This is a genomic window from Streptomyces lusitanus, from assembly GCF_042647945.1.
GTDB classification, from domain to species: Bacteria; Actinomycetota; Actinomycetes; order Streptomycetales; family Streptomycetaceae; genus Streptomyces; species Streptomyces pseudogriseolus.
This window is the reverse complement of the sequence record NZ_JBHRWL010000011.1, coordinates 54,105-71,707: the sequence shown is the minus strand read 5'-3', so window position 1 is coordinate 71,707 and position 17,603 is coordinate 54,105. Positions and strand designations below refer to the sequence as shown.

Sequence of the window (17,603 nt, the reverse complement as noted above, 5' to 3'; positions counted from 1 at the left end):
TCCCCACAACTATTCCGGGGGCCCGAGGCTCCTGTCCATGGCGATCGACACCACCCCGACCTCCGTGGCCGGGCAGCGGACCGCTGCCCGGCTCTCGACGCGCGACCGGCTCGTCCTGTTCGTGCTCTGCGCGGCCCAGTTCATGGTCGCGCTCGACTTCTCCGTCCTGAACGTCGCCCTGCCTGTGCTCGGCGCGGACCTCGGCATGAGCACCTCCGCCCTCCAGTGGGCGGTCACCGCGTTCGCACTGCCGTCCGGCGGATTCCTGCTGCTCTTCGGCCGCACGGGCGACCTCTACGGCCGCCGCCGGCTCTTCCTCGCCGGCCTCGCCCTCTTCGGCGCCGCCTCCCTCCTCGCCACCCTCGCCTGGGACCCGGCCTCCTTCCTCACCGGACGCGCCCTGCAAGGGCTCGGCGCGGCGGCCATCGTCCCGACCGGCATGTCCCTGCTGACGACGACCTTCCCGGAGGGCCCCGCCCGCGACCGCGCCCTCGGCATCTCCGGCACGCTGCTCTCGCTCGGCTTCACCGTCGGCATGGTGGCCGGCGGCGTGCTGACCGACCTGCTGAGCTGGCGCTCCACGATGGGCCTGCTCGCCCTGTTCGCCCTGATCGTGCTGCCGTTGGCCCCGCGCCTGCTGCCCGAGTCGCGGACTCCGGAGCGGCCCCGGCTCGACGTCCCCGGCGCCGGCACTGTCACCGGTGGCCTGCTCGCCCTCATCTACGCCCTGACCACGGCCGCCGAGCACGGCTTCGGCCGCGCCGACGTGCTCGTCGCCCTTGTCGCGGGCCTGTTGCTCCTGGCCGCCTTCGCGGCCGTCGAGTCCCGCAGCGCGGCGCCGCTCGTCTCGCTGCCGATGCTGCGCCGGCGCACGGTGGCATGGGGCAACCTGGGCGGTCTTGTCACCTTCTCGATGATGTCGACGGTGGTCTTCGTCCTGACCCTGTATCTCCAGGAGGTCCTGCGTCTGGGCGCCTTCGAGACCGGTCTGGTCTTCGGGGTGCAGGGCGTGCTGTCGGTGGTGGCCGGTTCCTGCGCGCCCCGCGTCATCGGCCGCTTCGGCGCCCGCCGTACCCTCGTCGGCGCGCTCGCCGGGCAGGGGGCCGTCGGGCTGTCCCTGCTGGCGCTGGGGGAAGGCGGCTGGTCGGTGGTCCTCGCCACCGCCGCCGTGTCCCTGGCCAGCATGTGCCACCTCGGCGCGATCATCTCCTACGGCCTGACCGTCACCTCCGGCGTCGCCGACGAGGAGCAGGGTCTGGCCACCGGCCTGGTCACCTCCACCCAGCAGGTCGGCATCACCGTCGGCATCCCGCTGCTCGGCGTGCTGGCCACCACCGCGACCGACCTGCGGTCCGGCGTCCATCTGGTGCTGGTCCTGGACGCGGCGATCGTGCTGGTCGCCGCCGTGCTGGTCGCGGTGGGACTGCGGGTGGCCCGGGCGGGTTCAGGGGCGGTCGAGGCGGAGACGGTCGGCGCGCGGTAGGCCGGCCACGACCAGGTCGTACGAGTCCTCCACGAGCTCCCGGACGAGGCGGTCCGGGAGCTCGCCGGGTCCGCCGTCCACCGTCACCGTGTTCCAGTGCCGCTTGTTCATGTGCCAGCCCGGGGCGATGAGGTCCGGGTGGTCCGCGCGGAGGCGGAGGGCGTCCTGGGGGTCGCACTTGAGGTTGACCTTCAGCGGGCGCGCGTCCAGGTCCGTGAGGGCGAACATCTTGCCCAGGACCTTGAAGACCGAGGTCTCCGGGTTGAAGGGGAACTCCTCCACCGCCGCGTTGAAGGACAGGCAGAGGGTCCGCAGCCGCTCCGGGGTCACTCCGTCGACTCCTCCTCGCCGGACGGCGCCCGCGCCGGTCCCACCGGCTCCACCAGCACCGTCACGATCTTGTTCCTGCGCCCTGCCGCCGCCTCCGCCGTCAGCCGCAGCTCGCGGCCGTCCGGCAGCTCCACCAGTGACGACGCGCCTGCGATCGGCACCCGGCCCAGCCGCTTGGCGAGCAGTCCGCCGACGGTCTCGACGTCCTCGTCGTCGAACTCCTCCAGGCCGTACAGCTCACCCAGGTCGGTGATGTCGAGGCGGGCGGTGACCCGGTGGCGGCCCTCGCCGAGGTCCTCCACCGGGGGCAGCTCACGGTCGTACTCGTCGGTGATCTCGCCGACGATCTCCTCGAGGATGTCCTCGATGGTGACGATGCCCGCCGTGCCGCCGTACTCGTCGACCGCGACGGCGACGTGGTTGCGCTCCTTCTGCATCTCGCGCAGCAGGTCGCCGGCGTTCTTGGTGTCGGGCACGAAGAACACGGGCCGCATCGCCGTCGACACCAGGTCGCTCTCGGCGTCCCGGCTGATGTGCGTCTTGCGGGCCAGGTCCTTCAGATAGACGATCCCGACGATGTCGTCCTCGCTCTCGCCGGTCACCGGGATGCGGGAGAACCCGGAGCGCAGGGCGAGGGTGAGGGCCTGCCGGATGGTCTTGTACCGTTCGATGACCACCAGGTCGGTGCGCGGCACCATGACCTCCCGCACCAGCGTGTCGCCCAGCTCGAAGACCGAGTGCACCATGCGGCGCTCCTCGTCCTCGATCAGCGACTCGGCCTCCGCGAGGTCCACCAGCGCGCGCAGCTCCGCCTCGGAGGCGAACGGGCCGTGCCGGAAGCCCTTGCCGGGCGTGAGGGCGTTGCCGATGAGGATCAGCAGCGAGGGGATCGGGCCCATGATCCGCGCGAGCGGCACCAGCACGTACGCGGCGACGGTGGCCGTGTTCAGCGGGTGCTGGCGGCCGATGGTGCGCGGGGAGACGCCGACCGCGACGTACGACACGAGGACCATGATGGCGATGGCGATCAGCAGCGCCTCGGCCGTGCCGTCGAACTCGCGCAGGCTGCCGTAGGTGATCAGCGAGGCGGCGGACATCTCGCAGATGATGCGGACCAGCAGCGCCACGTTGAGGTAGCGGGTGGGGTCGGCGGCGATCCGGGCGAGCTTGGCGCTCCCCCGGCGGCCCGACCGTACGGCCTCCTCGGCGCGGAAGCTGGAGACGCGCGCGATGCCGGCCTCCGCGCAGGCGGCGAGCCAGGCGACGACGACGAGCGCGAGCGCCCCCAGGACGAGGGCGGCGCTCATGACACGGTCGGGGCCGGGGACGGGCCGGTGAGACCCTTCTCCGCGCGCCAGCCGTCCACGATGGCCGCCTGGAGGCCGAACATCTCGGCCTTCTCGTCCGCCTCCTCGTGGTCGTAGCCGAGCAGGTGCAGCACACCGTGGACGGTGAGCAGCTGGAGCTCCTCGTCCATGGTGTGCCGCGTCGGCGCCTCGGCGCCCTGCTTGGCGGCGACCTCGGGACAGAGCACGATGTCGCCGAGCAGCCCCTGCGGGGGCTCCTCCTCGTCCTTGGACGGGGGCCGCAGCTCGTCCATGGGGAAGGACATGACGTCCGTGGGCCCGGGCAGGTCCATCCACTGGATGTGCAGCTGCTCCATGGCTCCCGCGTCCACCACGATCACCGAGAGCTCGGAGAGCGGGTGGATGCGCATCCGGGCCAGTGCGTAGCGGGCGATGTCGAGAATCGCCTGCTCGTCGACCTCGGTGCCGGACTCGTTGTTGACGTCGATCGACATCTGGTGCTCGGTCTACTTCCCCTTGTGCCCGGACCGGCCGCGGCCGCCCTTGTGGGTGCCGTTCTCGGTGCCGTGCTGGCTGTCGTACTTCTCGTACGCGTCGACGATACGGCCCACCAGCTTGTGCCGGACGACGTCGTGGGACGACAGCCGGGAGAAGTGGACGTCCTCCACGCCGTCCAGGATGTCCTGGATCTGGCGCAGGCCCGACTTGGTGCCGTCGGGCAGGTCCACCTGCGTCACGTCACCGGTGATCACGATCTTCGAGTCGAAGCCGAGACGGGTGAGGAACATCTTCATCTGCTCGGGGCTCGTGTTCTGGGCCTCGTCCAGGATGATGAACGCGTCGTTGAGCGTGCGGCCGCGCATGTACGCCAGCGGCGCGACCTCGATGGTGCCCGCGGCCATCAGCCGGGGGATCGAGTCGGGGTCGAGCATGTCGTGCAGCGCGTCGTACAGCGGGCGCAGGTACGGGTCGATCTTCTCGTAGAGCGTGCCCGGCAGGAAGCCCAGCCGCTCGCCCGCCTCGACCGCGGGCCGGGTCAGGATGATGCGGTTGACCTGCTTGGACTGCAGGGCCTGCACCGCCTTGGCCATGGCCAGATACGTCTTGCCGGTACCGGCCGGGCCGATGCCGAAGACGATGGTGTGCTTGTCGATCGCGTCCACGTAACGCTTCTGGTTGAGCGTCTTGGGTCGGATCGTGCGGCCGCGCGAGGACAGGATGTTCTGCGTGAGCACCTGGGCCGGGGTCTCCTGGCCGTCGCTCTCCCCGTTCTCGCTCGCCTTGAGCATGGCGATCGAGCGTTCCACTGCGTCCTCCGTCATCGGCTGCCCGGTGCGGAGCACCAGCATCATCTCGTCGAACACGCGCGAAATCAGGGCCACGTCCGTGGCGTCGCCGACCGCGCTGATCTCATTTCCCCGGACGTGGATGTCGGCCCCCGGGAAGGCTTTCTCGATCACACGCAGGAGCGAGTCGCCGGACCCCAGCACGGTCACCATGGGGTGCTGGGCGGGGACGGTGAACTGCACTCTCGCCTGCCCCTGCGCGGGGGTGTGAGCTGTGGGTGTCTGAGTCATGGGCCGGCCAGAAGGCCTGCGGATCCTCCTCGTCACGGCCGCGTAGCTGAGGGCGGCCTCGCGACTCCCAGGGTACGACGGAGGGGTGACAAGGCCGTAGGCCTTTTGTGCGACCGCCCGGCCGGACTTGTCCGACCGGGCGGTCGGGCGGGGTCGCCACCCCGCGGCCCGGCCGACGCGGGGCGTCGCCGGAGCGCGGGGCGGTGGGCGCCGGACGGCAGAAGGTGGGGCGCCGTTTGGCGGCGCGCCGACCGACGAGGCGCTGGGCGGCGGAGCGCCGGGACGCGGGTGGCGGGGCGCGGGGCGGTGGAGCGCCGTCAGGCGGGGCGCGGGCTTGGGACGCGGGTGGCGGAGCGTCGGACGGCGGGATGGCGGGACGCCGTCGGCCGGGACGCAGGGCGCGGGACGCCAGAGGGCGGGGCGGGGGCGGGACACGGGACGGCGGGGCGCCGTGCGGGCCGACCTGCGAAACACAGGCCGGGTGGCGGGGCTTCTGTCGGTCCGGAGTCCTGTGCCGACCCTGGGATTCTCAGGCCGACCCCGGTTCCTTGGCCAACCGGCCGAACACCCACGCCCGGCCCCGGCGGGGCCCTCACGCCGAGCGGCCGAAGCCGATGGTGGGGACTGCTCGGCGTAGGGGCCAGGGGCGGGCTGCTTTTTTGGGGACCAGGTCGGTCAGGAAGGCGTAGCGGTGCAGGGCGGAGGGGTTCTGGCTTTCGACCGACTGGACCTTGCGCCACCAGCCGGCGATCTCCGCCCAGCCGGGTGCGGACAGGGAGCCGCCGAACTCCTGGACGGACAGTGCCGCCGTGAGTCCGGCGAAAGCGAGCCGGTCGGCCAGTGGCCAGCCCGCCAGGGAGCCGGTGACGAAGCCGGCGACGAAGACGTCCCCCGCCCCCGTCGGGTCCAGCGCCTCCACCTCGATGGCCGGGACCGACGCAGTCTCCCCCGTGCGCCGGTCCACCGCGTACGCGCCCTCCGCGCCGAGCGTGACCACCACGACCGGGACGTGCTCGGCGAGCGCGTGGGCGGCGGCGCGCGGGGTGTCGGTGCCGGTGTAGCGCATGGCCTCCGCCGCGTTCGGCAGGAACGCCTCGCAGTGGCGCAGGTCGTGCAGGCCGGCCAGGTCCCACGCGCCGGTGTCGTCCCAGCCGACGTCGCCGAAGACGCGGGTGCCGTTGCGGGCGGCCTGGGCGATCCAGGGGGCGCTGCGGCCGGGGGTGAGGGAGGCGACGGCGGCCCGCGCGGGGGGCGGGCACGGGGGCAGGTCCGCGCCCGGAGGGCGTTGCTTGAGGGACGTGGCGGGCGAAGGGTGGGCGGGCTGCTCCTCGGGGGGCGGCTCGTGGCCGTGGGAGACCATCGTGCGCTCGCCCTCGTACGCCATGGAGACGGTGACCGGGGAGTGCCAGCCGGGGATCGTGCGGGACGGGGAGAGGTCGATGCCCTCGCCCTGTTCCAGCGCGTCCCAGCAGTACTCGCCGTAGTGGTCGTCGCCGAAGGCCGCCGCGAGGGACGTGCGCAGGCCGAGCCGGGCCAGGGCGGTGGCCATGTTGGCCACGCCGCCCGGGCTCGACCCCATGCCGCGCGCCCAGGACTCGGTGCCGCGCACGGGGGCGGAGTCGAGCCCGGTGAAGACGATGTCGAGGAAGACGGTGCCGGTCAGGTAGACGTCCCAGGCCGGGTCGTCCGGGCCGCGCAGGGCGGCCAGCGGGTCGATCCGGGTCGGGCAGGACGGTCCCGCGACGCGTTCCTTGCCGGCTCCCCTGCCGTTCCTCTTCCCGGTGGACGCCATCACGGTGCGCTCCCTGACGTGGTGCGGTTTCAGCCAGTGTGCACCACCGCACCGACAGGGGGAGTCACCAACGGGGCACGGCCGGCTGCGTCCAGGCCGGGTCGGCGATCCGCATGGCCGCCGCGTCGTCGCGGTCGCGCAGCGTGCCGTCGTCGTCCAGCCACCGCCGGTGCAGGAACGCCAGCCGGTCGCGGTCGAGTTCCACGCCCAGGCCCGGCGCGTCGGACACCCGTACGGTGCCGCCCTCGAAGGCGGTCCGTTCGGTGAGGACGTCCTCGGACTGCCAGGGGTAGTGGGAGTCGCAGGCGTGGTGCAGGTTGGGCACGGTGGACGCGACATGCGTCATCGCGGCGAGGCTGATGCCGAGGTGGGTGTTGGAGTGCATGGAGACGCCCACGCCGAAGGTGCGGCAGATCGCCGCGAGGTGCCGGGTGTTGCGCAGTCCGCCCCAGTAGTGGTGGTCGGAGAGCACCACCTGCACGGCGTCCCGGGTGAACGCCTCCTTGATCTCGGCGAACGTCGTCACGCACATGTTGGTGGCGAGCGGCACCTCGGTGCCGGCGGAGACCTCGGCCATGGCGGGCGTGCCGAGCGTGGGGTCCTCCAGGTACTCCAGGACGTCGGCGAGCTCCCGCGCCACCTTCAGCGAGGTCTCGACCGACCAGGCGCCGTTGGGGTCGAGGCGCAGCGGGTGGCCGGGGAAGGCGGCGGCGAGCGCGCGGACGGCGGCGATCTCCTCCTCGGGCGGGAAGACGCCGCCCTTGAGCTTGAACGAGGTGAAGCCGTACCGCTCCGTGAAGCGGCGGGCCTGCTCGACGACGCCCGCCGGGTCGAGGGCCGCGCCCCAGTCGTCCTTCTCCGCCGGCACGCCCTCGGGGTGCTCGGCCCACTTGTAGAACAGGTACGCGCTGTACTCGACGGCGTCGCGCACCTTGCCGCCGAGCAGGGCGTGCACGGGCAGGCCGAGGCTCTTGCCGAGGGCGTCCAGGCAGGCGACCTCCAGGGCGGAGAGCACGGACAGCCGCAGCTTGTCGGCGGTCTGCACGCCGCGCAGTCCGCCGACGTCGACCTGCCCGGAGACGCGGGCGGCGTCGACGGCGACCTGGTCGGCCTCGGCGAACAGCCGGTTCAGGTCGTCGACGCGGTGTCCGACGAGCCGGTCGGCGAGCGGGCGGGCCAGCTCCAGGTACTTGGTGTCGCCGTACGTCTCGCCGAGCCCGGTGACGCCGTCGGCGGTGACCACCTCCACGATCAGCCGGGGGGTGTACGGCTGGTGCACGCCCTGGGTGTTGAGCAGGGGCGGGTCGGCGACCAGGACCGGGGTGAGGCGGACCTCGGTGACGGTCAGGCCGTGGGAGGTGGATGCGGTCACAGGGCGGCTCCTACGAGGTCGGGTCCGGGCGCGCAGTTCGAGGAACGGCACGTGGAAGCCGCGCGGCGGCCGGTCGGAGGTGTCCCCGTCGCCGTAGCTCGTTCATCTCCCTATGTAAACGGCATCCACGTATGAGAACGAAGGCTAGAGGGGTGAACCAGGAGCGTCAATGGGGTCGGCCGGGGGTGTCCGTGGCCCGTCGGGGGGCGAAAAGTGCGCTGCTACCCGCCCCGCGAACCCACCAAACACAAGAGTGACTTAGATCACACCTTCCCCGCTCCCGTTGCCCTGCCCCCGCTTGATACAAATTGCCCGCGCGTTCTCGTCCGTCGACGGCCGTCGCCCCCACCACCTCCTTTTTCGCACCGTCCCTTTCGCACGCCCTGGGAACGCCCGTGTACGCCCCTCGCACCACCCCCTGGCCCCTCGTCGCCCTTTTCACGGCCGGGTACCTCGCCCCGTATCTGCTGCCGACCACCGTCGGCCGGCTGGAACGCGGCCTGGATCTGACGGCCACCCAGGCGGGGGCCGTCGGCAGTCTGCTGCTGCTCAGCTCGGCCACGGCCGGGTTCCTGCTGGCCTCCCGCGTCGAGCGGACCGGGGCGCGGACGCTGGCCCGGCTGGGTCTCGTCCTCGCCGCGGTCGGCTACGGCGGGGCCGCCCTCACCACCTCCGTCCCGGCCGTCCTCGCCGGCGCCGTCGTCGGCGGCTTCGGCTCGGGCACGGCCACCACGGTCGCCGCGACCCGGATCGCCGCCGAGAAGGACCCGCACCGGGCCTCCACCCTGGGCCTGCTGAGCGTGTCCGCGCTGGCCGGCGCCGTCTATCTGACGGTGCCGCACCTGCCCGGGCACGGGCTCACCCTCGCCGCCATCGCCCTGACCGCGCTCGCGGTGTGGCCGCTGACCTCCCGGCTGCCGGGCGGCACGTCCGGGCCGGCGGCGGAGGCGGCGGAGACAACTGAGGCCCACGGCATCGGCGGCCGACTGCCGCACCGGCGTTCCGGCATGGTGCTGGCCGGGGCGATGCTGCTGTGGTCCCTGGCGCAGAACGCGCTGTGGGGGGTCAGCGGCCGCATCGGCGTCGGCCAGGCGCAGCTGTCCGAGCCGACCGTAGGTGTGGTCTTCGCGGTCGCGCTGGGCGCGGGGCTGCTGGGCGTGCTGGGCGCGGGCGCGCTCGGCTCGCGGCTCGGGCGGGCGCTGCCCATCGGCGGCGGCACGGTCCTCATCGCCGGCTGCATCGCGCTGAGCGCCTCCGCGACCGGGCTGGGGAGTTTCGCGGGCGGCGAGATCGCCTGGAACACGTTCTACCCGGTGGTGCTGTCGTACCTGATCGGGCTGGCCGCGTCGCTGGACCCGCGGGGCCGGTGGGCGGTGCTGGTGGGGTCGGCCTCGTCGCTCGGGACCGCGGCGGGGCCGCTCACCGGGAGCGTGCTGTCGGCGCAGGCCGGGTTCCCCGTGATGGGGGCGGTGCTCGCGGTGGGGCTGCTGCTCGTCGCGGTGCCGATGACCGGGGTCGCGCTGCACACGGGCGGACGGCCGCTGCTGCCGGGGGCCGTACGGCGGCGGGGCGGACACCCGGCGGCCGTCGTCGCGGCGACGACGGGAACGCCGTCCGGTGCCGTACCGGAGGTCGGCGCGCCCGAGCAGTCGGTCGTCGAGATCCCGCTCGACGGCACGCCGGCCGCCGCACAGGGGGCGTACGACACGGCCGCGGCCACGCGGGCGCCGGGCGGGATGTGACACGCGGGCGCCGGGCGGGGTGCGAGGGGCGCGGTCACGGAGATCCCCGCCGGAAGCCGCGCTCCGTCAGCTCGCCTCCGGCCCGAACCGGCGCCGGTACGCCGACGGCGTGATGCCCGTCTCGCGGCGCATCAGCGTGCGCAGGCCGGCGGCGGTGCCGAGCCCGCTGCGTCGCGCGACCATCTCGAAGCGGGACTCCCCTCGCTCGATCAGCCGGCACGCCAGAGCGACGAGACGCGGACCACGTCCACGCGACCACCGGCCACGCACTCCACACCTGACCCGACGGGCGCGACCGCCCCGGCGGGAGCCAGTCGCGTCAGCGGCGTTTCGGGAGGGGCACGCGGTCCAGGTCGCGGGCCACCGTCAGCTCGGCCTCGTAGCCTGCCGCGCGGGCCTGGCGTTCGAATTCCTCCGGGTCCGGGTAACGCTGGCTGAAGTGGGTGAGGACCAGGTGGCGGACGCCCGCCTCGCGGGCGACCCTCGCCGCCTGGCCCGCGGTCAGGTGCCCGAACTCGACCGCCAGTTCCTCGTCCTCGTCCAGGAAGGTCGACTCGATCACCAGCATGTCGCAGCCCTCGGCCAGCGCGTACACGCCGTCGCAGAGCCGGGTGTCCATGACGAACGCGAACCGCTGTCCGCGCCGGACCTCGCTGACGTCCTCCAGGGCGATGCCGTTCAGGGAGCCCTCGCGCTGGAGGCGGCCGACGTCCGGCCCCTTGATGCCGTGCGCGGCGAGCCGGTCGGGCAGCATGCGGCGGCCGTCGGGCTCGACCAGCCGGTAGCCGTACGCCTCGACGGGGTGGGAGAGCCGGCGCGCCTCCAGCGTGTAGCCGGCGGTGCGCACGAGCGGGCCGTCGGTGTCGACGGGGGCCTCGAGGAGGGCGACGGTCTCCCGGTAGGCGGTCGCGTACCGCAGCCGGTCGAAGAACCGCTGCCCGGAGCGCGGGTAGTGCGCGCTCACCGGGTGCGGCACCTTGTCGAGGTTGATCCGCTGGATCACCCCGGCGAGCCCCAGGGAGTGGTCGCCGTGGAAGTGGGTGACGCAGATCCGGCCGATGTCGTGGGCGGCGACCCCGGCGCGCAGCATCTGCCGCTGGGTGCCCTCGCCGGGGTCGAACAGGATGCCCTCGCCGTCCCAGCGCAGCAGGTAGCCGTTGTGGTTGCGGTGCCGGGTCGGGACCTGGCTGGCGGTGCCGAGCACCACCAGTTCACGGACGGACAACGCGGCCTATCCGGGGGGCCACTCGAGACCGCGCCCGCCCAGCACGTGGGCGTGCGCGTGCCACACGGTCTGGCCGGCGCCGCTGCCCGTGTTGAACACGATGCGGTAGCTCTCCAGCTTCTCCTGGTCGGCGACGGCCTGGGTCTCGCGCAGCACGTCCGCGGCGAGTGCGGGCGCCTCGGCGGCGAGGGCGGCGGCGTCCTTGTGGTGTGCCTTCGGGATCACCAGGACGTGGGTGGGCGCCTGGGGGTTGATGTCACGGAACGCGACGGTCGTGTCCGTCTCCCGCACGATCGTCGCCGGGATGGTGCCCGCGACGATCTTGCAGAACAGACAGTCGTCCTGAGGTTCCCCTGCCATACGCCCTCCTCGACCCGGTGATCTTCACTACAGGGGCATGCTACCGATCGGCCAGCGGGCCGTCGTGCCGCCCGCCCGCGGTCACGACAGCGCCGGCGGCGTCTTCGCCGGGGCCGTCTCCAGCGCCTCGAGCGCCAGCCGCACCGCCTCGTCGAGCTGGACGTCACGCCCGGCTGCGTGGTCCTGCGGGCGCTGGACGACCTCGACGTCCGGGTCGACCCCGTGGTTCTCGACGTCCCAGCCGTAGCCCTCCAGCCAGAAGGCGTACTTGGGCTGGGTGACCAGCGTGCCGTCGACGAGCCGGTAGCGGCTGTCGATGCCGATGACGCCGCCCCAGGTGCGGGTGCCGACGACGGGGCCGATGCCGAGCGCCTTGATCGCCGCGTTGACGATGTCGCCGTCGGATCCGGAGAACTCGTTGGCGACGGCGACGACGGGTCCCCGGGGCGCGTCGCGCGGGTAACTCTCGGCGCGCATGCCGCGCGGCAGGTCCCAGCCGACGATGCGCCGGGCCAGCTTCTCCACCACGAGCTGCGAGGTGTGGCCGCCGCGGTTCTCCCGCACGTCCACGACCAGGCCCTCGCGCAGCACCTCCACCCGCAGGTCGCGGTGGATCTGCGCCCAGCCGGGCGCCTGCATGTCGGGGACGTGGATGTAGCCGAGCCGGCCGCCGGACTTCTCAAGGACGTACGCCCGCCGGTCGGCGACCCAGGCGTGGTAGCGCAGCGGCTCCTCGTCGGCGAGCGGTACGACGACGGCGTGCCGCGGCTCTCCCCCGCCGGCCGGTGACACGGTCAGCTCGACGGGCTTGCCCGCCGTGCCGACCAGCAGCGGCCCGGGTCCGGTCACCGGGTCGACGGGCTGTCCGGCGACGGCGACGATCGCGTCGCCGGGCCGGATCGCGACACCGGGCGCGGCGAGCGGTGAGCGGGCCTCCGGGTCGGAGGTCTCGGCGGGCAGGATGCGGTCCACCCGCCAGCTGCCGTCCTCGTGCCGGGAGATGTCCGCGCCGAGGAGTCCCTGCCGGGCACCGCCGCCGAAGCCGCCGCGGGGGGTGACGTAGGCGTGCGAGGTGCCGAGTTCGCCGTGCACCTCCCACAGCAGGTCCACCAGGTCGTCGTGGGTGGCGAGCCGGTCGAGCACGGGCCGGTAGCGGTCCAGGACCCCGTCCCAGTCGACGCCGCTCATGTCGGGACGCCAGAAGTTGTCCCGCATGATGCGGCCGTTCTCGTCGAACATCTGCCGCCACTCGGCGGCCGGGTCGACGAACTGCCGGACCCGGCCCAGGTCGACGGTGATGTTGCTGTCGCTGTCGTCGTCGGAGGAGGCGCGCCGGTCGCTGGGCACGACCTTCAGCCGCCCGTCGGTCCACAGCAGCACCCGCTTGCCGTCGCCGCTGACCTCGAAGTGGTCGGCGTCCACGGCGAGGTGCTCGATGCGCTGCTGGGCTAGGTCGTAGCGCTCCAGGTCGGTCTTGGGGTCCGGGTCGTCGGGCGTGGCCCGGGACGCGCCGAGCACGCCGCGCACCGGGTGGCGCAGCCACAGCACGCCGTCCTTGGCGGCGCGCAGGTTGCTGTAGCGGGCGGCCTCGACCGGGAACGGCACGATGCGGTCGGCCAGCCCGTCGAGGTCGATGCGGGTGGTGGGGGTGCCCTCGCTGTCGGGGGTCTCCTCCCGGTCCGGCGTCTCGAAGGGCCGGCCGTGCCGCTGCGGCCCGAACGGCGACGGGGTGGTCGCCGCGAGCGTGATCAGGTACGGCCGGACGCCCTCGACGAAGGCCAGGTCGAAGACGTGCTCGTCGTAGACCGGGTCGAAGGAGCGGGTGGACAGGAACGCGAGGTGCTTGCCGTCGAGGGTGAAGGCGGGCGCGTAGTCCTGGAAGCGCAGCGGGGTCGCCTCGGTGACCGACAGGTCGGTGGTGTTGGCGAGCTTGATCTGGCTGAGCGGGCGCGGGCCGGGGTGGGACCAGGCGAGCCAGCCGGAGTCGGGCGAGAAGACCAGCCCGGAGACGTCGCCGTCCTCGCTGCGGTCGATCTCGCGGACCTCGCCGGTCTCCCGCTCGACGAGCAGGACGCGGCCGTCGTGCGAGGCGATCGCGGCGCGGCTGCCGTCGGGGGCCATCGCCAGCTCCACGACCCGGCCGAGCTGCCCGGCGGCCAGGCGGCGCGGGGTGGCGCCGGGGGCCGGTCCGGTGGCGGGGGCGAACTCCAGGGCGTCGTCGCCCTCGGCGTCCGTCACCCACACCACCCATTCCTCGCCGTCCGCGCGGAAGGTGCGCGGGCGCCGGGCCCGGACGCCGGGGGTGGCGGCGAGGGCGCGGGCGGGGCCGGAGCGGTGGGTGACCCAGTGGACGGTGCCGCGCACGCAGACGGCGCTGCCGCGCGCGGTGTGGTCGGGGGACGCGGAGCCGAACCAGCGGGCCGCGTTCACCGGGAACGGCTGGAGGTCGACACGCTGCCCGCCGAGCCGGACGTCGAGGCGGCGCGGCTCGGCGCCGTCGAGGTCGTCGAGGATCCACAGCTCGCCCGCGCTGGACCAGACGACGCGGGAGCCGTCGGTGGCCGCGTGCCGGGCGTAGAACCCCTCGAGCGGTGTGTGGCGGCGCAGGTCGGAGCCGTCGGCGAAGGAGGAGTACAGGGCTCCGGTGCCCTCGTGGTCGGAGAGGAACGCGATCCTGTCCCCCACCCACAACGGGTACTCGATGTTCCCGTCGAGGTCCTCGTGCAGCCGGACGAACTCGCCGTCGCCCTCGCGGTCGATCCACAACTTGCCCGCGGTGCCGCCCCGGTAGCGCTTCCAAGCGGCGGCCTCGCGGCCCATCGTCGCGGACAGCAGCACCGTGTGCGGGCCCGCGGCGACGTCGCCGACCGGCCCGTACGGCAGGGTGTCGGCGGGTCCGCCGTCGAGCGGTACGGCGCGCGCCCAGGTGCGGCGCAGGCTGGCCTGGCCGTACGTGCTCAGGGCGAGGACCCGGCCGTCCGCGGTCCAGCCGCGGACCTGGGTCTTGATGCTGCCCCAGTGGGTGAGCCGCCGGGTGGGGCCCCCGTCGACGGGCGCGACGTGCACCTCGGGGGCGCCGTCGCGGGTGGAGGTCCAGGCGACGGTGGCGCCGTCCGGGGAGATCCGGGGATGGTTCACCGGGACGTTGTCCGCGCTGACCCGCCAGGCGCGGCCGCCGTCGAGCGGGGCGAGCCACACGTCGTCCTCGGCGGTGAAGGCGACCAACTCGCCGTGCAGGTGCGGGAAACGGAGGTATGCGCTGGATGCGACCGATGCAGGCTGTGTCACCCGATCACCCTATGGGGGGCGCGTGCGGTCCGGCCAGGGGTTCCGATCACTTGCCCTCGACGGGGCGACAGGACGGGTACTGGTCGCACCACACCGTCGTCGTGACGGTCACGGTGACGGTGGGCCGCGGACCGCCGCCCTGCGTCGGTTCGCCCACGCGGGGCGGGCTCTTGGAGTCGCAGTCGCCCAGTCCCTCGACGTGGAACACCTGCCGGCCGTCCACCTTCGCGGTGATGTCCCCGCGCACACAGGCGTTGTTGACGGCATGGGTGACCCGGCCGGTGACGGTGATCTCCTTGCCGCTCTCGGTCTCGCCCTCGCAGTCGACCGAGGCGGCGGTCGCCCGCGAGCGCGGCGAGGCGGAGGAGCCGTCACGGTCGCCGAAGGACGCGTTGCAGGTGAGCCAGCGGACCTTGTCCTTCTGCCGGTTGAGCTCCTTGGTCACGGTCCCGTCGGTGGTGATCGCCACGGCCGCGGACCCGAGACTGCCGCCGTCGCAGGCGGTCACGCCGACGACGGCGGCCACGGCGAAGCCGACGGCGACCACCTGCCGCCGCCGGGCGCGCATCGCGCGCGGGATTCTGTTCAACGCCCCCATGCACGGCAGACTGCCACCGTCGCAGGCGCGACGGTAGAGCGCATACGGCCACTCGCACTACCCTGGCCCGGTGCGCAGCGGACGCGGGGTCAGAAAGCTCGTCATGGACGACGACGCCGTGGGCGGAACGGTCGTCCACCTGTGGTCGGTGCGTCATCGGCACCGGACCGACGGGCCTTGCGCGGAGGTGCTCTCCCTGACCAGGGAGGGGACGACGGCGACGGTCCGTCTGGTGTTCCGGGGCGGCGAGGGGCGCTTCGTCCCCGACGGCTTCCTGCCCTCGGGGGCCGTGGCCCTCGGAGGGAGCGCGGCGCTCAACCTGCACGAGCCCGGCGTCGTACGGGCCTTCGCCGACGAGGCCGGCCGGCGCGGGCTGCTCCACGGACCCGCGGAGCTGGACGGCTGGGACCTGTTCCCGCAGGTCGCCGCCCGCCGTGCGGCGGACGGCTGACCTGGGACGTCAGGACCAGCGGCCCGTGCGGGCCAGGAGTACGGCCGTCGCCGCGGTGCCGGCGGTGGAGGTGCGCAGGACGCTGCGGCCCAGGCGGTAGGGCTTGGCGCCGGCCTGCGCGAAGAGCTCCAACTCGTCCGGGGAGATGCCCCCTTCGGGGCCGACGACCAGCACGATCTCGCCGGAGGCGGGGAGTTCGGCGCTCGCGAGGGGTTCGGTGGCGCTCTCGTGCAGCACCGCCGCGAACTCCGCTTCGGCCAGAAGTGAGGCAACCCCCTTGCTCGTCGCCGCGTCCGCGACGACCGGGAACCGCACCCGGCGCGACTGCTTGCCCGCCTCCCGTGCGGTGGCCCGCCACTTGGCGAGGGACTTGGCGCCCCGCTCACCCTTCCACTGCGTGATGCAGCGCGAGGCGGACCACGGCACGATCGCGTCGACGCCGACCTCGGTCATGGTCTCCACGGCCAGTTCGCCCCGGTCGCCCTTGGGCAGCGCCTGCACGACGGTCAGCCGGGGCGTCTGCGCCGGCTCCTCGACGACCTCGCCGAGCCGGACGATCAGCCGGTCCTTGCCCTCGGTGCCGTCCACCTCGCCGGCGGCCCAGCGGCCCGCGCCGTCGGTGAGGACGACCTCCTCGCCGGCCCGCAGCCGCTTCACGGCGACGGCGTGCCGGCCCTCGGGCCCGTCGAGGACGTGGCGGCCGGTGCCGTGGGTGTCGAAGTGGTCGACGACGAAGACGGGGGCGGTCATCGGGCACCTCCGGCCGACAACGCTGTCCGGGCGGCGGCCAGTTCGGCCATCAGGACCTCCACCAGCTGGCCGGCGGGCAGTTCGCGGGCCATCCGGTGGCCCTGCCCCGCCCACATCGCGAGCCCCTGCGCGTCCCCCGCCTTGGCGGCGGCCTTGCGCAGCGGCGCGGTGAGGTGGTGCACCTCCGGGTAGGCGGCGGGGGCGTACGGGCCGTGCTCGCGCAGGAAGCGGTTGACCAGGGCGCGCGCCGGGCGGCCGGTGAAGGCGCGGGTCAGCTCGGTGCGGGGGTGGAGGGGGCTGGTCAGGGCCTGTTTGTGGAGGGCGTGCGCGCCGGACTCGTGGGCGGCGACGAAGGCGGTGCCGAGCTGGGCCGCGCTCGCGCCGGCCGCGCACACGGCGGCGATCTGGCCGCCGCGCATGATGCCGCCGGCGGCGACGACCGGGATGCCGACGGACTCGCGGACCTGGGCGACCAGGGACAGCAGTCCGACGCCGCCGCCGTCCGTCTCGGGGAGGTCCCGGTGGGTGCCCTGGTGTCCTCCGGCCTCCACACCCTGGGCGATCACCACGTCCGCGCCGGCCCGTTCCACGGCGCGGGCCTCCTCGGCGGTCGTGGCGGTGACGAAGGTGAGGGTGCCGACGCGGTGCAGCGAGTCGATCACCTCGCGGGCGGGCACGCCGAAGTGGAACGACACGACCGGCACGGGGTTGTCGAGCAGCACGGCGAGCTTGGCGTCGTAGCCGTCGTCGCGGCCGCTGTCGGGGTCGCCCAGCTCGGTCTCGTACCAGGAGGCCTCGCCGGCCAGCTGGTGGGCGTAGACGTCGACGGCGGCCGGGTCGGCGGTCTCCGGCTGGGGAAGGAAGAGGTTGACGCCGAAGGGGCGGGAGGTGAGTCCCCGCAGCTGCTTGATCTCCTGGTACATCCCGTCCGCGGTCTTGTACCCGGCGGCCAGGAAACCGAGCCCGCCCGCGTCGGACACGGCGGCGGCGAGCTGCGGCACCGAGACGCCGCCCGCCATGGGCGCCTGCACGATCGGGTGCGGGAAGAGATCGGTCAGTACGGAGGACATGACCGCATGTTGTCACGTCCCCCGACCAACTCCGAATTGGCCCTTCCCCTTGGCATAAGCCACTTTTCGCCGGGCCCGGCGAGCACCCCTCACCGCCCGTTGAACGCGTCCTTCAACCGCGAGAACAGCCCCTGCTGCCCCGGCCGACTGTACCCACCCGGGGGACGACCCCCGGACCCCCAGCAGCAACACCCGGCGCCCGGCAGGCACCCCTCACCGCCCGTTGAACGCGTCCTTCAACCGCGAGAACAGCCCCTG

The 17,603-nt window shown here is 73.6% G+C and carries 15 protein-coding genes and 1 pseudogene; 3 read left to right on the top strand and 13 right to left on the bottom strand.

All coding sequences use genetic code 11. From position 1 onward, the window contains the following. Positions 1-37: 37 nt before the first annotated feature. Positions 38-1,483 (top strand): MFS transporter, encoded by a 1,446-nt coding sequence (locus ACFOSY_RS18285; protein ID WP_394308066.1) that lies wholly within the window; start codon positions 38-40, stop codon positions 1,481-1,483. Here the strand turns inward: ACFOSY_RS18285 and ACFOSY_RS18280 are convergent. From ACFOSY_RS18280 to ACFOSY_RS18255, 6 genes are all read right to left on the bottom strand, one after another. Then, positions 1,445-1,813 (bottom strand): MmcQ/YjbR family DNA-binding protein, encoded by a 369-nt coding sequence (locus tag ACFOSY_RS18280; RefSeq protein ID WP_394308063.1) that lies wholly within the window; start codon positions 1,811-1,813, stop codon positions 1,445-1,447. The two genes, ACFOSY_RS18285 and ACFOSY_RS18280, sit on opposite strands and share 39 nt — an antisense overlap. After that, the gene (locus tag ACFOSY_RS18275; protein WP_394308060.1) at positions 1,810-3,120 is read right to left on the bottom strand and encodes a hemolysin family protein; all 1,311 of its coding nucleotides are present in this window, start codon (positions 3,118-3,120) and stop codon (positions 1,810-1,812) included. Before ACFOSY_RS18275 ends, ACFOSY_RS18280 begins: the two co-directional genes overlap by 4 nt. Further along, positions 3,117-3,614 carry an rRNA maturation RNase YbeY gene (gene ybeY, locus ACFOSY_RS18270; protein ID WP_225655157.1) on the bottom strand — a complete coding sequence of 166 codons (498 nt, stop codon included), beginning with the start codon at positions 3,612-3,614 and terminating at the stop codon, positions 3,117-3,119. Before ybeY ends, ACFOSY_RS18275 begins: the two co-directional genes overlap by 4 nt. A gap of 12 nt (positions 3,615-3,626) precedes the next feature. Further along, complete coding sequence (locus ACFOSY_RS18265) at positions 3,627-4,697, bottom strand: PhoH family protein (protein WP_031018859.1); 1,071 nt, start codon at positions 4,695-4,697, stop codon at positions 3,627-3,629. A gap of 592 nt (positions 4,698-5,289) precedes the next feature. Then, entirely contained in the window at positions 5,290-6,489 is a 1,200-nt protein-coding gene (locus ACFOSY_RS18260) for a carbohydrate kinase family protein (protein ID WP_394308055.1), read from the bottom strand. 64 nt (positions 6,490-6,553) lie between these two features. Further along, complete coding sequence (locus ACFOSY_RS18255; protein ID WP_394308053.1) at positions 6,554-7,861, bottom strand: glucarate dehydratase family protein; 1,308 nt, start codon at positions 7,859-7,861, stop codon at positions 6,554-6,556. Between the two features lie 395 nt (positions 7,862-8,256). On the opposite strand from ACFOSY_RS18255, the gene ACFOSY_RS18250 reads away from it, so the two are divergent. Further along, complete coding sequence (locus ACFOSY_RS18250; protein WP_394308051.1) at positions 8,257-9,603, top strand: MFS transporter; 1,347 nt, start codon at positions 8,257-8,259, stop codon at positions 9,601-9,603. Between the two features lie 66 nt (positions 9,604-9,669). Here ACFOSY_RS18250 and ACFOSY_RS18245 read toward each other — a convergent pair. The 5 genes and pseudogenes from ACFOSY_RS18245 to ACFOSY_RS18225 form a co-directional block, all read right to left on the bottom strand. Continuing rightward, positions 9,670-9,834, bottom strand: a pseudogene (locus ACFOSY_RS18245) (AraC family transcriptional regulator); the annotation flags it as partial. 88 nt (positions 9,835-9,922) lie between these two features. Continuing rightward, a complete protein-coding gene (locus ACFOSY_RS18240) occupies positions 9,923-10,828 on the bottom strand; it encodes a ribonuclease Z (RefSeq protein WP_394308049.1) in 906 nt (301 codons plus the stop codon). 6 nt (positions 10,829-10,834) lie between these two features. After that, a complete protein-coding gene (locus ACFOSY_RS18235) occupies positions 10,835-11,188 on the bottom strand; it encodes a histidine triad nucleotide-binding protein (protein ID WP_394308047.1) in 354 nt (117 codons plus the stop codon). An 81-nt stretch (positions 11,189-11,269) separates the two neighbouring features. Continuing rightward, entirely contained in the window at positions 11,270-14,413 is a 3,144-nt protein-coding gene (locus ACFOSY_RS18230) for a S41 family peptidase (RefSeq protein ID WP_394308960.1), read from the bottom strand. A 109-nt stretch (positions 14,414-14,522) separates the two neighbouring features. Continuing rightward, positions 14,523-15,074, bottom strand: a complete 552-nt coding sequence (locus tag ACFOSY_RS18225) for a hypothetical protein (protein WP_394308045.1) — start codon at positions 15,072-15,074, stop codon at positions 14,523-14,525. A gap of 70 nt (positions 15,075-15,144) precedes the next feature. Between ACFOSY_RS18225 and ACFOSY_RS18220 the strand changes: the two genes are divergently transcribed. After that, entirely contained in the window at positions 15,145-15,525 is a 381-nt protein-coding gene (locus tag ACFOSY_RS18220; RefSeq protein WP_394308042.1) for a hypothetical protein, read from the top strand. Positions 15,526-15,534: 9 nt separating this feature from the next. On the opposite strand, the gene ACFOSY_RS18215 is transcribed toward ACFOSY_RS18220, so the two are convergent. Further along, positions 15,535-16,275, bottom strand: a complete 741-nt coding sequence (locus tag ACFOSY_RS18215; protein WP_394308041.1) for a 16S rRNA (uracil(1498)-N(3))-methyltransferase — start codon at positions 16,273-16,275, stop codon at positions 15,535-15,537. Continuing rightward, positions 16,272-17,345 (bottom strand): nitronate monooxygenase, encoded by a 1,074-nt coding sequence (locus tag ACFOSY_RS18210; RefSeq protein ID WP_394308038.1) that lies wholly within the window; start codon positions 17,343-17,345, stop codon positions 16,272-16,274. Before ACFOSY_RS18210 ends, ACFOSY_RS18215 begins: the two co-directional genes overlap by 4 nt. Between the last annotated feature and the right edge of the window lie 258 nt (positions 17,346-17,603).